Source organism: Synechococcus sp. BS56D (assembly GCF_004332405.1).
Taxonomy (GTDB): domain Bacteria; phylum Cyanobacteriota; class Cyanobacteriia; order PCC-6307; family Cyanobiaceae; genus Synechococcus_C.
The window spans coordinates 97,056-109,917 of the sequence record NZ_PHQU01000006.1 but is presented as its reverse complement, the minus strand read 5'-3'; the positions used below and the strand labels follow the sequence as shown (position 1 = coordinate 109,917).

Below are 12,862 nucleotides of genomic sequence, written 5' to 3'. Positions count from 1 at the left end.
GAGCCGCTGCGCAGAATCTGCGCATTGGCCAGGCCAATAAAACATCTTACACTTCTGCTCCGCCCCCGCCCGAAAGCACTGGTTTCAGGGCAGAGCGAACAATTGACGGGCATTGGCGGTACTCCGCTCAGCCACCTCCTCCACGGTCTGCCCACGCAATTCAGCGACCCGTTGAGCCACCGCAGCCACAAAGGCAGGTTCGTTGCGCTTGCCTCGCCTGGGCACAGGGGCAAGAAATGGACAATCAGTCTCAACCAGAAATCGATTGTCCGGCACCTGTCGAGCACAGGCGTGAGTGACCTCAGCCTTGGGGAACGTCACCGTGCCACTGAAGCTGATGTAGAAGCCAAGCGCCAAAAACGCCTCCATCTCTTCAGGGGTACCACCCCAGCAGTGCATGACCCCCCTCGGGCAAGCACCACGAGCTTGAAGCTCCTGCAGCTCACGAAGCATCGGCTCAGCGGCATCGCGGCAGTGAATGATCACCGGGCGGTCAAGCTCAACCGCCAGATCAAGCTGGGGCCTCAGCACCGCCAACTGCTCATCGAGATTCTTATCGCGGTACAAATCGAGACCAAGTTCACCGATGGCCACCACGCGGGGATCATCAAGAGCAGCGCGGCGCAACAATGCCGCGGTGTCAGGCGTCCAGTGCTCCGTATCCAGTGGATGCACACCCACCGAATAACGCATCTCCGGGAAGCGATCGGCAAGGGCCCGGATCGCAGGGATTTCAGAAGGCTCGACGCAAGCATGGAGCAGAGCCACCACCCCGGCCTCTCGCCAGCGCTGTGACACCTCGTCGAGATCCGCGTCGAAATTGCGGAACACGATGTGACAGTGACTGTCGATCAGCGAAAGAGTGGACACAAGGACCGGAAACGCGCCTTCCGGTCCATTTTGCAGAGTTGAACCTTGGAGCGATGCTCAGCTGGCGGTGGCTGCCGGCTCAATCGCCTTTTTCACAGCCGCGGTCAGCCGGGATTTCTGGTGGGCGCCGTTGTTGCGATGCAGAACACCACGCTTCACAGCCTTGTCAATCTTGCTGAAAGCAGCATTCATGCTGGACTGAACGGTGGCCTTGGCATCGTCGCCGGGCTTCTCGGCATAGGCCGAACAGGCAGTGAAGCAACGCTTCATCAGGGTGCGCAGTGCCGACTTGTACGACTTGTTCTGCAGACGATTGCGCTCGGCAATCTCAACGCGCTTTTTTGACGACTTGTTATTGGCCACTGAGGCGGATCGGGTTCGACAATCTTCAACCTTAGCCCACAGGAGTTCTCCCGCACTTCATCCTTCGGACGGGAGCAGCGGGTTCTAGCTTGATCAGACGCCATTGCCTCCGAGCCCCCGCCGATGACCCAGCCGAACCGTGAGGTTCCCTCCAAGGCCAAGATCCACGTTCGCTGCCTCCATGACGCGGATCAGGCCGCTGCCTTGCTGGATCAGATCGCAAGGCGAACCGGCGGTGATGCGCAGCAGCAAGCACAGGCCACTGTCGACGGGATCCTGACGCGCGTGCGACGAGACGGCGACCAGGCTTTGATCGAACTGACCGAGGAATTAGACGGTTTCAAACCGGAGCCCATTCAGCTGGATCCAGCGCTGCTTGAAGAGGCATGGAAGCGAACACCGGCCGATCTCCGGGACGCTCTGGACTTGGCCCATCGACGCATTCAGGATTTTCACTCCCGTCAGAAACCCCAGGACCTCGACTTTGAGGGGGTCCATGGTGAGCGACTCGGACGTCGATGGCGCCCCGTACACCGGGCGGGGCTCTATGTCCCAGGTGGACGCGCTGCTTACCCAAGCACTGTGTTGATGAATGCGGTGCCTGCACGCACTGCCGGGGTGGAACGTGTCGTGATGGTCACTCCCGCCGGCCGGGATGGCTGCGTCAATCCAACGGTCTTGGCCGCTGCCCACATCGCAGGAATTCAAGAGGTTTACCGGGTGGGTGGTGCCCAGGCGATTGCCGCCCTTGCCTTCGGCACCGAAACGATTCCACAGGTTGATGTCATTACAGGGCCAGGAAATCTTTATGTGACCCTGGCCAAAAAAGCGGTGGTTGGGCAGGTGGGAATCGATTCCCTCGCCGGTCCCAGCGAGGTGCTGGTCATCGCAGACCACACAGCCGCAGTCGCCCACGTCGCTGCCGACCTGCTGGCCCAGGCCGAGCATGACCCGCTGGCTGCCTCCGTGCTGCTCACGACGGAGGCAGCCCTCGCAGCTGCATTACCGGCCGAACTGGAACGTCAGCTCTGCGATCACCCCCGCGAGAGCATCTGCAGGCAATCCCTGACGAACTGGGGACTTGTTGTGGTCTGCGACAGCCTGGAAAGCTGTGCCCGCCTCAGTGATCGCTTCGCACCCGAACATCTGGAGTTGCTGGTGGAGCGCCCCGAGGCCCTGGCGGATCGCATCCGCACGGCAGGGGCGATCTTTATTGGCTCATGGTCACCGGAGGCGGTCGGCGATTACCTCGCAGGCCCGAACCACACCCTGCCCACCTGTGGAACAGCTCGTTTCAGTGGGGCCCTGAGTGTCGAAACCTTTATGCGCCATACCTCCCTGATCGCCTTCAACAGGGCAGCCCTGGAAGCCACCGGCGGAGCCGTCATGGAATTGGCCCGCAGCGAGGGGCTGCACAGCCATGCCAACTCGGTGTCGGTGCGGCTCAACGCCTGACGAGATCTCGTACACCGGCCACACCGTCACTGATCTCACCAACCAGCACCTGATCGGTGATGTTCACGAACAGGCCGTTCTCCAACACCCCAGGAAGATTGTTGATGGCCTGCTCGAGGCCAGCAGGATCGCTGATGCCACCTTCAAATTTCACATCCAGCACCAGGTTTCCCTGATCGGTGACCACTGGACCGGCCTTCTTCACTGCCATCCGCAGTTCAGCCTCTCCCCCCATCTCGGACAGCTGTGTTTTGACCTGGCGCCACGCGCCTGGGAGCACCTCCACAGGCAACAAAAAGCCGAGGTTGAGGGTGTCCACCAGCTTGGTGGAATCAACCACCACCACGAACCGGTCGGCGCGAACAGCCACCAGCTTTTCCTGCACATGGCAGGCTCCGCCTCCCTTGATCAGCTGAAAAGAAGGATCGACTTCATCAGCCCCATCGATGGCCAGATCGATGCGATCCACAGCATTCAGGCTTTGCAAGGGGATCCCAAGCTCTGCCGCCAGAACCTCCCCTTGAAACGAGGTGGTCACCCCGACGATCTCCGTGAGTTCACCACGCTTCAACTTGGCACCAAGGGCCTGGATCATCAGGGCTGCCGTGGAGCCTGACCCGAGCCCGACCACCATGCCGCTCTGGATCTGCTCTGTGGCAGCAGCAGCCACAGCCTGCTTCATCTGGGTCTGAAGATCCACCGTCGTTGGTCAGAGACTGGCGAGACCGTAGCAAGGGTTTCAGCCGAGACCAGGGAGGGGGGCCGGCTTGACAGACAGGCGCAGAGTCTGACCACTGCGCAGGACCTCGAGGGGCAGTGGCGCCCCGATCTCAGCACGATCCACTTCCTGCAACAGCGCCTGAGGACCATCCACCGGGAGGCCAGCAGCGGAAATCACGAGATCGCCACGCCGAAGCCCCGCTTGGTCAGCCGGGCTATCTGGCAACACGGTCTGTACAAGAGCTCCGGAGTGCTCGGGCAGTTGAAGCAAGGCATTGGGATCGCGGTTGTGATCCCTTGCGATCCTTGGGGTGAGAGGCACCAGCTGGAGCCCTAAATAGGGATGCACCACCTCCCCTGTGGCCAGCAGCTGCTCCGCGACCCGACGGGCCAGATTGATCGGAATGGCAAAGCCGAGTCCAGCCCCAGGCCCCGAGCGCACAAGAGTATTGATGCCGATCACTTCTCCAGCGGCATTCACCAGCGGACCACCGGAGTTTCCAGGATTGATCGCGGCATCGGTCTGGATCAGATCCAAACGCTTGTCAGAGAAACCGAGGGTGTTGATGTTGCGATGGAGGCTGCTGACGATGCCGAGGGTGACCGTGCGCTCGAGGCCATAGGGCGTACCGAGGGCAATCGCCCAGTCCCCCACTTCCAATGCTTCGGAGTCACCCAGGGGTGCAGCGGATGGCCGCTCCCCACTCCCGAGACGCACCAAGGCGAGATCTGTGATCGGATCGGTGCCGATCACCTGGCCATCACGCTGTTCGCCATCTGCCAGGGTCACAGTCACCTCATCAACCCGCTCCACGACATGGGCATTGGTGAGCACCAAACCTTCCGCATCGATCACCACTCCCGATCCCTGCCCCCTCTCGCGTTCTGCACCCAGGCCCGGTTGCCCCAGCAGGTCCCGCAGCAGAGGGTCAATCAGCGTGGGGTCATAAGGCTGCCTCTGCACCAGACGCTCGGTGTCGATCCGCACCACGGATGGGGCAACCCGATGCACCACATCAGCAACAAAGCTGTGAGAGGCCTTGCCAGAGCTGAGTGAGGCCTGCACCGGAAGGGCGCCGATCAGGCTGCAGAAACAGATCAGCAGAGCAACTGCGCACAGCCGGAAGCGACCCATCAACGCGCGAAGGCGACGGCGGTCCCCACGCTAGGGGCATCCCAGAGCATCGACGAATCTCTCCCCGCTGACTAGATCTATGGGTGATCTCCACGATGTGGGTTCCATGGGATCCATTCGGCATGCGCGGCTGGCCTTACTCGCCGTCTGCAGCACCTTCTTGCTGGCCTGTCAGAAACCTGCTGAACAGACAACGGGCAATCCGCCAGCAACCCCTGATCCTGTCTCCGAAAGCGGGCAACTGCGAGCGGTGGTGATCGGGACGGAGCTGCCGATGGTGCGCAAAGCCGATCAAGGATTTGACGGCCTCAGTTTCGTCGTGCTGGAGGCCATACGCGACCAGCTCAATGCCGAAGGAGTCAAGGGTGCGAAGCAAGTCAGCATCGTTCCCATCGTTGCTCCGAATGTGGCGTCGGGTTTGGAGATGATCCGCTCAGGGAAAGCCGACATCGCCTGTGGGGTGAATTTCTCCTGGGAGCGACAAAAGAACTTCGACTTCACCCTTCCTTTTGCCTCCAGCGGGATCAGGCTGCTGGCACCGAAAGGGAATGACGGCACTCCCAAGAACCTCCAGGGCAAGACGATCGGCGTCATTGCCGACAGCGTTGCCGCCACCGTGCTGGCTGAAAACATCAACCAAGCGACGTTCAAGAGCTATGCAACCCCAAGCGATGCGCTGCAGGCTCTGAAATCTGGCGCCATCCAATTGTTGGCGGGCGACAGCCTCTGGTTACGGGCCAGCCAGCAAGAGACAGCCCCGGCCGACGTCATTGTGCCGGTTGAGCCCTATGCACGATCCGCGGTCGGTTGCATCGTGGCGGAGTCCTCCTCATCCCTGCTTGATCTCAGCAACATCGCCCTCGGCCGCCTGATGCAGGCCTATGTGGATGGCGATCCCAAGGTTCGCAAGGAAATCAATGCCTGGCTTGGCAAAGATAGTGGGGTGGGATTAACCGAAGAGCAAATCAACCACTACTACCGGAACGTGCTTTCGACAGTGGCCGAATTCCAGAAAGCCTCCTGAAGCAAAACCAAACGGCATCTCAATCTCTCTTCCATGAACAAGCCTTCTCTAATCAGCTTCTGCACTCTTCTGGCCACATCGGCTGTCTTACAGCAACCGGGACTCAGCTCCGGCATTTTCAGCAGCCCTGATCTGCAAAACCCCCTGGAGCAACGCATTCAACAAATCCAGACCTCTCTGGGCGATCCCAACTCAGCAGCAACCCATGACAACAGTTCGACCACCTTGGCTCGTTACTGGGGTAACGGCGGTGGCAGAGGCTGGGGGAATGGTGGTGGACGGCGTTGGGGCAATGGCTGGGGCAACGGCTGGAGAAATGGCGGCTGGGGGAATGGTGGCTGGGGGAATGGTGGCTGGGGTAATGGCGGGATCGGCTGGGGCAACGGTGGTGGTGGCGTGATCCTCAACTTCTGAGCCACACCAACCTCATCCCTGCAACAACGTTCGCGTTGGGAAAGGCATCGACGCTCCACATCGATCGACAGCAGCCCCAATTTCCAGAAGAACCTTTTCCTGAAGAGCCCAGGCGTCCATCAAGGTGGCGCCACGGGCATGACAAACAAGCCTGAGATTCAGGCTGGAATCTCCATAGCCGATGAAATTGACGGCAAGAGTGCGACTTGCATCGACATCGGGGTGCCCACGCAGCCAGCTTTCCAGTGCGGAAGTGAGCTCAGGAATCAGCGCGCGATTGGCGTAGTTAAGTCCGAATTCAATCCAGACCCGGCGATTATCAATTTCGCTGATGTTGATCACCGGCTTGGCACTAAAGATCGCATTGGGGACAAAAAGAGGCTGGCGATCCACCGAACGAAGGCGCGTATAAAACCAGCTAATCTTTTCGACAGTTCCCGAGAGATTTTCTGAAGGAATATCAATGTAATCACCCACAACGAATGGCCTATTGACATACAAACTCAGGCCACTGAGTGAGTTCGAGACAATACTCTGGGCGCCAAAACCAACGGCCGCCGCGCCGAAGCCACCGGCAGTAATCAGCACGGCGGCAGAGATACCCAGTAGTCGCATCACCTGCAGCACGAGGACAAGCAGCGCTAGGCCAAGCAGGAGCTTGCCAATCACGTCGAGCAAGAACGTGCGGTCCTTCTTCTCCAAACCGGGCAGCAAACGTTCGCCGTAGCGATCGGGTTGCGCCTCGATCACTCCCTTCCAGCGCAAAAGGGTCCAGGAGAACCCCACAACAGCAAAGAAGGAGCGGATACCAAGGCCATCCCGGGGCAGATCAATGACCTGGGGATCAAGAAGCTCGCCGATCCACCAGCCCAAGGAGGCAAGCGCCAAGCTCATGCACACGCTCAGTCGACTGGCGAGCAGCAGATGGCGACGCAAAGACCCTGAACCGAACCGGCGAGCGATCAGATCAAGAGCGAACCAAATCAGCAGCGCACTGCCCAGCCCAATCAGCGGAATCTGCGAGTCAAAAGGAAGCGTCGTCACAACAGCAGGGCGATCGCGGGGGATTTCGGGACCCTACCAAGCGCAATCCGGCCTTAACTTGCCTCTCTCACCGCCCGATCCACGATGACGGTCCCGTCAAGCCAGCGTCTTCGCTGTGAGCTCTGCCAGGTTGAGATCGATTGCCAGCCCGGTCTGCCCGACCAAGTGCTCTTCAGTCGCGGCCCCGGCGGAACCCGGAGCAAGCTGTGGGCCAGGGTGTGCCAATACCTGACCACCGGGGAGCAGAAGGCGCGTTGCATCAACCAGGATCCAACCCTGCGAGGCGATGAAAAACCTGGGGATCGCTACGAGGATCTACCGAGCATCGATCTGGGAGGAAATCAGAACTGATCCGATTCGTGCACACCCCGGCACGATGCGGTGGACACCGCCAGCGAGCCTGCCTAGACGTGCGGTAACGCGCACTCTTTCCGATGAAGCACTCCCTCCGGGCCACCGCCACTGGCCTGATGCTTCTCGCCTCGTTCGGCTTGCTGGCCTGTCAGAAGTCGCCGTCGTCTTCCCCTGACTCCTCAACAAACGGAGCGGGTGCGTCTGAGACTGTGTTCTCTACCGGCAAGCTACGGGCTGTGGTCATCGGCCAGCAGCTTCCTTTTGTCACCACCACCGAGACTGGTGATGACGGCCTCTCCTTCGTTGTGCTGGAGGCGATCCGCGACCAACTCAAAACGGCCGCTGAGACCAAGGCCGACAACGTGAGCTTGGAAACGATGACGGCCAGCTCGGTGGACGAGGGCCTCAACAAGATTCGCAATGGTGAAGCCGATATCGCCTGCGGTGTGGGTTTCTCCTGGGAGCGCCAGAAGACTCTTAACTACACCCTCCCCTTCGCCACCAGCGGCATCCGCGTGCTGGCACCGGCCGGCATCGATGGCACACCCGACAGCCTCAAGGGTCAGACCATCGGCGTTGTGAAGGACAGCGTTGCGGCCTCGATCCTGGCCAACTCCGTGGATGACGCCTCCCTTCAGGCTTTCGACACTCCCTCAGAGGCTCTAGAAGCGCTGAAGAGCGACAAGGTGAGCGTGTTGGGTGGCGACACGCTCTGGCTACGCGCCAACCAGAAAACTACGGACCCTGATAGCAATTTGGTTCCAGCCCTCCCCTATGGCCGAGCGAGCGTGGGCTGCGTGGTCACCGATGCCACCCCTCACCTCCTCAACGTGAGCAACCTTGCCATCGGCCGGCTTCTGCAGGCCTACATCAACAACGACACCGACGTGCGCAAGGAAATCAACCGCTGGGTGGGTCCTGGCAGCAGCATTGGTCTCAAAGACGAGCAGATCAGCACTTTCTTCAGGATCGTGCTGGCCACGGTCGCCGAGATCACCCCTAACAACTAACGCCTTCCCACCGCCGACCCACCCCGATCGATCCAGGACCCATGAAAAAAACCACCCTCCTCAGCCTCGTGACCCTGCTCAGCGCGGCGGGCGTCATGCAGCAAGCCAGCCATGCCAGCGTCCACGTCGACCCAGACCGGAGCCTTCAGCTCGAGCAACGGATCGAATTGATCCGACAGGCGGCCTGGCAGGCACTCGATGAAGCAGCTCCACAGCACCCGGACCTCGCCCGTGCCTGGGGCAACGGTGGTGGTCGTGCCTGGGGCAACGGCGGTCGCGCTTGGGGTAACGGAGGTGGTGGCGGCTGGGGGAACGGCGGACGTGGCTTTGCCAATGGCGGTGGCGGCGGTTTCGCCAATGGCTACCGCGGTGGTTTCGCGAACTGGTGAACAACGCAGAATTCGGCCCGATCGGGCTGTTGGTGATCCAGGCCACCTCTCTGTGCAACCTGGACTGCAGTTACTGCTACCTACCGGACCGGCAAAAACGGAAGATTTTTGACCTCGAGTTGCTGCCGACCCTGCTCGAGCGGATTTATGAGAGTCCCTTCTGGGGCCCCCAGTTGTCCATCCTCTGGCATGCGGGGGAGCCTCTCACCCTTCCCACCAGTTACTACGACGAGGCCACGGCGATCCTCCAGCGTCACACCGCTGATCTCCAGGCCCAGGGTGTGGTGATTGAGCAGCACGTTCAAACCAATGCCACGCTGATCAATGCCGACTGGTGTGATTGTTTTCGGCGTAATCAGATCGTGGTGGGCGTGAGTGTCGACGGGCCCGAAGACATTCACGACGCCCACCGTCGCTTCCGCAACCAGCGGGGATCTCATGCCCTGACGATGAAGGGAATCAAGACACTGCAAGCGCATGAGATTCCCTTTCACGCCATCGCAGTGATCACCAGCGCTGCCATGGAGGATCCAGAACGGGTCTACCGCTTCTTCCGTGATCAGGGCATTCACCACATCGGCTTCAACGTGGAGGAGCAGGAGGGCGTGCATACCCAGTCATCCATGCAGGGGCAAAGTCGCGAAAAGCAATATCGATCCTTTCTGAGTCACTTCTGGGACTGCAATCGTCGCGATGGTTTCCCAATCCACTTGAGGGAATTCGATCAAGTTCTAGGGATGATCCAGGGGGAGCAACGCCTGCTTCAGAACGAGATGAATCGTCCCTACGCCATTCTCAGCGTTGACGCCCAAGGCAACTTCTCCACCTTCGATCCGGAACTGCTCTCCGTCGAAACTGAGCGCTACGGACTGTTCAATCTGGGCAACATCCGTGAGGTGTCATTGGAGGCTGCCGCCTCATCAAGCACCTTCCAGCGATTGCTTGCCGACATGCGCTCAGGCATGAGTCGCTGCCTGAAAACCTGTGACTACTACGGCTTCTGCGGTGGCGGCAATGGAAGCAATAAGTATTGGGAACACGGCACTCTCGATGCCAGCGAAACTTGTTCCTGCCGCTTCTCCAGTCAGATTCCCGTGGACGTGGTGCTGGAGCGGCTGGAGCTTGAGAGTGCCACCAGCCCCTGACGCACTCGCTCCACTCCCCACAACCCAAGAGAGACCATGCCGATCCAGACAGGACGGACCACTGCCATTCTCTGCTGCACCGCGATCTCCAGCGCGCTCTCGATGGCTCCCCAAGCCCATGCCGGATGTTCCTTCCTGATGCCGGTCGGGGGCAATGGCAACGGTCCTCAGCCCTACATCGTCAAGAAACAGGTCGAACGCCCCAAAGGCTTGGTGGGAAAGGCCGTCGGACGCACGAACTGGAACACTGATTTCGTCGTCAACCGGCCTTACCGAAGCTTCAAGCTCTTCTTCACGGCAGATTCCACCGATGGCAATCCGGGTGCCTATCCAATCGAGGCCTATCTGAAATTCACAGACGGAAGCAACCTTCGGGTGGTGCAGCAATCCATGAAGCCCCCCACGGGCACCGGTGCCCAGTTCGGTCCATTCGCAGTGCCGTCCGGCAAGGCCGTGAGTCAGGTGAATTTCAGAATCGGCGCTAACAATGATCCAGGAGCCACCGGCTTCAGCTACCGAATCTCTGTGCAGGGTTGCAACTGAACGCTGCCTCTCGGCTGCACTTGGGCTCTGTGAACCACCATCGCCTACATTTGACACAGGCCTGGTGAGTACCTCTCTCCGGGAGGGTGATCACAGCATCAACCATCGGGCCTGAGCCCGAGTCACCCTCTCGCCGAGCCCTTGCCCCATCCACTCCTGCCGGACATCACTGCCGTTGCTGCAAGCACAGCTGCAGCACACGGTTTTGAGCTAGCAGACATTCAGATCCTCACCCACCTGCAACCCATGACGGTGCAGGTACAGATTCGTCGCGGAGATGGTTCTGACGTCTCACTGGATGACTGCGCAGGCTTCAGTGGACCCATGGGAGAAGCACTTGAGTCGCAGGCTCTGCTCACCGAGGCGTATGTTCTGGAGATCAGCAGCCCTGGCATCGGGGATCAGCTCCAGAGCGATCGGGACTTCCAGACGTTCCGCAGCTACCCGGTTGAAGTCCTCTATCGCGATGACGAAGGCAGGGAGCAACGGCAACAAGGCTCCTTGCTCGAACGCAACGACGACCACGTGCAGGTGAATGTGCGGGGACGCATCAAACGGATTTCCAGACCCTCTGTGATCTCCGTTCAACTCATCAGCCCCACCGGCTGAATCCCCTCCACCCCACTCGCTCGCTCTTTTTTTCTTCTCGAAATCCCCCGATGGCTCTCGTCCTTCTCCCTGGCCTTACCAACCTGATCGATGACATCAGCGAGGAGAAAAAACTCCCCCCTCAGGTGGTGGAAGCGGCCCTGCGTGAAGCTTTGCTGAAAGGCTATGAGCGCTATCGACGCACCCTCTACCTGGGCATCAGTGAAGACCCCTTCGATGAGGAGTACTTCAGCAACTTCGATGTTGCCCTCGACCTTGAGGAGGAGGGCTACCGGGTGCTGGCCAGCAAGATCATTGTCGAAGAGGTGGAAAGCGAAGACCACCAGATCGCCCTTGCCGAGGTGATGCAGGTGGCCGACGACGCCCAGGTGGGCGACACCGTGGTGCTCGATGTCACCCCTGAGAAGGAAGACTTCGGTCGCATGGCGGCAGCCACCACAAAGCAGGTTCTTGCCCAGAAACTCCGAGATCAGCAACGGCGCATGATCCAGGAGGAATTCGCTGATCTGGAGGATCCCGTCCTCACCGCCCGAGTGATTCGCTTCGAGCGTCAGTCGGTGATCATGGCCGTGAGCTCGGGCCTAGGCCGACCGGAGGTTGAAGCTGAGTTACCCCGCAGGGACCAGCTGCCCAACGACAACTATCGAGCCAATGCCACCTTCAAGGTCTTCCTGAAGGAAGTCAGTGAAGTACCCCGTCGTGGTCCCCAGTTGTTCGTGAGCCGCGCCAACGCCGGACTCGTCGTTTACCTCTTCGAGAACGAGGTTCCTGAGATCCAGGAGGGATCGGTGCGGATCGTGGCGGTGGCCAGAGAAGCCAATCCCCCATCCCGTTCCGTTGGCCCGCGCACGAAGGTCGCCGTTGACAGCATCGAAAGGGAAGTGGATCCCGTCGGCGCCTGCATCGGTGCCCGAGGCTCCAGGATTCAGCAGGTGGTCAACGAACTGCGCGGCGAAAAGATCGATGTGATCCGCTGGTCAGCTGACCCCAGCCAGTACATCGCCAATTCCCTCAGCCCTGCTCGGGTTGAAGTGGTGCGACTGGTGGATCCTGAAGGACAGCATGCGCACGTGTTGGTTCCCCCGGATCAGCTGAGTCTTGCCATCGGGCGCGAAGGCCAGAACGTCCGTCTGGCGGCGCGTCTGACGGGTTGGAAGATCGACATCAAGAACTCCACCGAATACGACCAGGCGGCAGAGGATGCGGTTGTTTCTGAGCTGATCTCCCAACGGGAAGAAGAGGAAGCCCTCCAGCGCGAAGCCGAAGAGCGCCTCGCCGCTGAACAGGCAGCCCGAGCTGCCGAGGATGCACGCCTGCGCGAGCTGTATCCCCTGCCCGAGGATGATGAGGACAACGACCCCGATGCCTCCTATGAAGAGGCTGCCCAAGTCGATGGCGTCGACGATGCCCAGGCCGTAAGCGAAGAGGACGGAGCCCGGTGAACATCGATCGCCCCATCCTGCGACGGTGTGTCGCCTGTCGCCAGTTGCTCGATCGTCGCCAGCTCTGGCGCGTGGTACGCGACCATCAGGATGGGGTTCTCTTGGACGCAGGGATGGGCCGATCCGCCTACCTCTGCCCCCAGGAGGCCTGTCTGGAAGAGGCACGCCGCCGCAAACGACTGCAAAAAGCCCTGCGTTGCCAGGTGCCCGACAGCGTTGTGGAGGTGCTGCAGGAGCGGCTCACCCTTCAACGGGATACGGCCGCTGAGGCAAGATGACCATTGGCCCCACCTGGGTGGAGCCCCGGGGCACACCGTGCCCTGACCGACCGGAGACCTGACCTGA

16 protein-coding genes are annotated in these 12,862 nt (G+C 60.3%); 11 read left to right on the top strand and 5 right to left on the bottom strand.

Going from position 1 to position 12,862, the window contains the following annotated elements:
- Window positions 1–84 precede the first annotated feature (84 nt).
- Both CWE17_RS09975 and rpsT read right to left on the bottom strand, forming a co-directional pair.
- Window positions 85–870 carry a TatD family hydrolase gene (locus CWE17_RS09975; RefSeq protein ID WP_206338372.1) on the bottom strand — a complete coding sequence of 262 codons (786 nt, stop codon included), beginning with the start codon at window positions 868–870 and terminating at the stop codon, window positions 85–87.
- Window positions 871–927: 57 nt separating this feature from the next.
- The gene (rpsT, locus tag CWE17_RS09970) at window positions 928–1,233 is read right to left on the bottom strand and encodes a 30S ribosomal protein S20 (RefSeq protein WP_131456766.1); all 306 of its coding nucleotides are present in this window, start codon (window positions 1,231–1,233) and stop codon (window positions 928–930) included.
- 123 nt (window positions 1,234–1,356) lie between these two features.
- Here rpsT and hisD point away from each other — a divergent pair, with 123 nt between their 5' ends.
- Complete coding sequence (gene hisD, locus CWE17_RS09965) at window positions 1,357–2,688, top strand: histidinol dehydrogenase (protein WP_131456764.1); 1,332 nt, start codon at window positions 1,357–1,359, stop codon at window positions 2,686–2,688.
- On the opposite strand, the gene rpiA is transcribed toward hisD, so the two are convergent.
- Both rpiA and CWE17_RS09955 read right to left on the bottom strand, forming a co-directional pair.
- Entirely contained in the window at window positions 2,678–3,370 is a 693-nt protein-coding gene (gene rpiA, locus CWE17_RS09960; RefSeq protein WP_131457095.1) for a ribose-5-phosphate isomerase RpiA, read from the bottom strand. The two genes, hisD and rpiA, sit on opposite strands and share 11 nt — an antisense overlap.
- A 57-nt stretch (window positions 3,371–3,427) precedes the next feature.
- Entirely contained in the window at window positions 3,428–4,543 is a 1,116-nt protein-coding gene (locus tag CWE17_RS09955) for a trypsin-like peptidase domain-containing protein (protein WP_131456762.1), read from the bottom strand.
- Window positions 4,544–4,622: 79 nt separating this feature from the next.
- Between CWE17_RS09955 and grrP (CWE17_RS09950) the strand changes: the two genes are divergently transcribed.
- A complete protein-coding gene (grrP, locus tag CWE17_RS09950; protein ID WP_240789367.1) occupies window positions 4,623–5,567 on the top strand; it encodes an extracellular substrate binding-like orphan protein GrrP in 945 nt (314 codons plus the stop codon).
- A 33-nt stretch (window positions 5,568–5,600) separates the two neighbouring features.
- Window positions 5,601–5,981, top strand: coding sequence for a GrrA/OscA1 family cyclophane-containing rSAM-modified RiPP (gene grrA, locus CWE17_RS09945; protein WP_131456760.1), 381 nt, complete (start codon window positions 5,601–5,603; stop codon window positions 5,979–5,981).
- A 12-nt stretch (window positions 5,982–5,993) separates the two neighbouring features.
- On the opposite strand, the gene CWE17_RS09940 is transcribed toward grrA (CWE17_RS09945), so the two are convergent.
- Entirely contained in the window at window positions 5,994–6,854 is an 861-nt protein-coding gene (locus CWE17_RS09940) for a mechanosensitive ion channel family protein (protein WP_240789366.1), read from the bottom strand.
- Window positions 6,855–7,109: 255 nt separating this feature from the next.
- Here CWE17_RS09940 and CWE17_RS09935 point away from each other — a divergent pair, with 255 nt between their 5' ends.
- From CWE17_RS09935 to CWE17_RS09900, 8 genes are all read left to right on the top strand, one after another.
- Window positions 7,110–7,376 carry a hypothetical protein gene (locus tag CWE17_RS09935; RefSeq protein ID WP_131456756.1) on the top strand — a complete coding sequence of 89 codons (267 nt, stop codon included), beginning with the start codon at window positions 7,110–7,112 and terminating at the stop codon, window positions 7,374–7,376.
- A gap of 83 nt (window positions 7,377–7,459) precedes the next feature.
- The gene (gene grrP / locus CWE17_RS09930; protein WP_131456754.1) at window positions 7,460–8,389 is read left to right on the top strand and encodes an extracellular substrate binding-like orphan protein GrrP; all 930 of its coding nucleotides are present in this window, start codon (window positions 7,460–7,462) and stop codon (window positions 8,387–8,389) included.
- Between the two features lie 41 nt (window positions 8,390–8,430).
- Complete coding sequence (gene grrA, locus CWE17_RS09925) at window positions 8,431–8,778, top strand: GrrA/OscA1 family cyclophane-containing rSAM-modified RiPP (protein WP_131456752.1); 348 nt, start codon at window positions 8,431–8,433, stop codon at window positions 8,776–8,778.
- The gene (gene grrM, locus CWE17_RS09920) at window positions 8,775–9,923 is read left to right on the top strand and encodes a cyclophane-forming radical SAM/SPASM peptide maturase GrrM/OscB (RefSeq protein ID WP_131456751.1); all 1,149 of its coding nucleotides are present in this window, start codon (window positions 8,775–8,777) and stop codon (window positions 9,921–9,923) included. Before grrA (CWE17_RS09925) ends, grrM begins: the two co-directional genes overlap by 4 nt.
- 102 nt (window positions 9,924–10,025) lie before the next feature.
- Complete coding sequence (locus CWE17_RS09915; protein ID WP_164498763.1) at window positions 10,026–10,466, top strand: hypothetical protein; 441 nt, start codon at window positions 10,026–10,028, stop codon at window positions 10,464–10,466.
- A 141-nt stretch (window positions 10,467–10,607) separates the two neighbouring features.
- Complete coding sequence (gene rimP, locus CWE17_RS09910) at window positions 10,608–11,075, top strand: ribosome maturation factor RimP (RefSeq protein WP_131456749.1); 468 nt, start codon at window positions 10,608–10,610, stop codon at window positions 11,073–11,075.
- Between the two features lie 50 nt (window positions 11,076–11,125).
- Window positions 11,126–12,517 carry a transcription termination factor NusA gene (gene nusA, locus CWE17_RS09905; protein ID WP_131456747.1) on the top strand — a complete coding sequence of 464 codons (1,392 nt, stop codon included), beginning with the start codon at window positions 11,126–11,128 and terminating at the stop codon, window positions 12,515–12,517.
- On the top strand, window positions 12,514–12,795 hold the full coding sequence (locus CWE17_RS09900) for a YlxR family protein (RefSeq protein WP_131456745.1): 282 nt from the start codon (window positions 12,514–12,516) through the stop codon (window positions 12,793–12,795). The genes nusA and CWE17_RS09900 overlap by 4 nt, the downstream gene beginning before the upstream one ends.
- The last annotated feature ends 67 nt before the right edge of the window (window positions 12,796–12,862 follow it).

Excerpts from the sequence above, each read along its gene's own strand:
- hisD (WP_131456764.1), top strand. The coding sequence starts at position 1,357 with ATGACCCAGCCGAACCGTGAGGTTCCCTCCAAGGCCAAGATCCACGTT.
- rpiA (WP_131457095.1), bottom strand. The coding sequence starts at position 3,370 with ATGAAGCAGGCTGTGGCTGCTGCTGCCACAGAGCAGATCCAGAGCGGC.
- CWE17_RS09955 (WP_131456762.1), bottom strand. The coding sequence starts at position 4,543 with ATGGGTCGCTTCCGGCTGTGCGCAGTTGCTCTGCTGATCTGTTTCTGC.
- grrP (WP_240789367.1), top strand. The coding sequence starts at position 4,623 with ATGGGTGATCTCCACGATGTGGGTTCCATGGGATCCATTCGGCATGCG.
- grrA (WP_131456760.1), top strand. The coding sequence starts at position 5,601 with ATGAACAAGCCTTCTCTAATCAGCTTCTGCACTCTTCTGGCCACATCG.
- CWE17_RS09935 (WP_131456756.1), top strand. The coding sequence starts at position 7,110 with ATGACGGTCCCGTCAAGCCAGCGTCTTCGCTGTGAGCTCTGCCAGGTT.
- grrP (WP_131456754.1), top strand. The coding sequence starts at position 7,460 with ATGAAGCACTCCCTCCGGGCCACCGCCACTGGCCTGATGCTTCTCGCC.
- grrA (WP_131456752.1), top strand. The coding sequence starts at position 8,431 with ATGAAAAAAACCACCCTCCTCAGCCTCGTGACCCTGCTCAGCGCGGCG.
- CWE17_RS09915 (WP_164498763.1), top strand. The coding sequence starts at position 10,026 with ATGGCTCCCCAAGCCCATGCCGGATGTTCCTTCCTGATGCCGGTCGGG.
- nusA (WP_131456747.1), top strand. The coding sequence starts at position 11,126 with ATGGCTCTCGTCCTTCTCCCTGGCCTTACCAACCTGATCGATGACATC.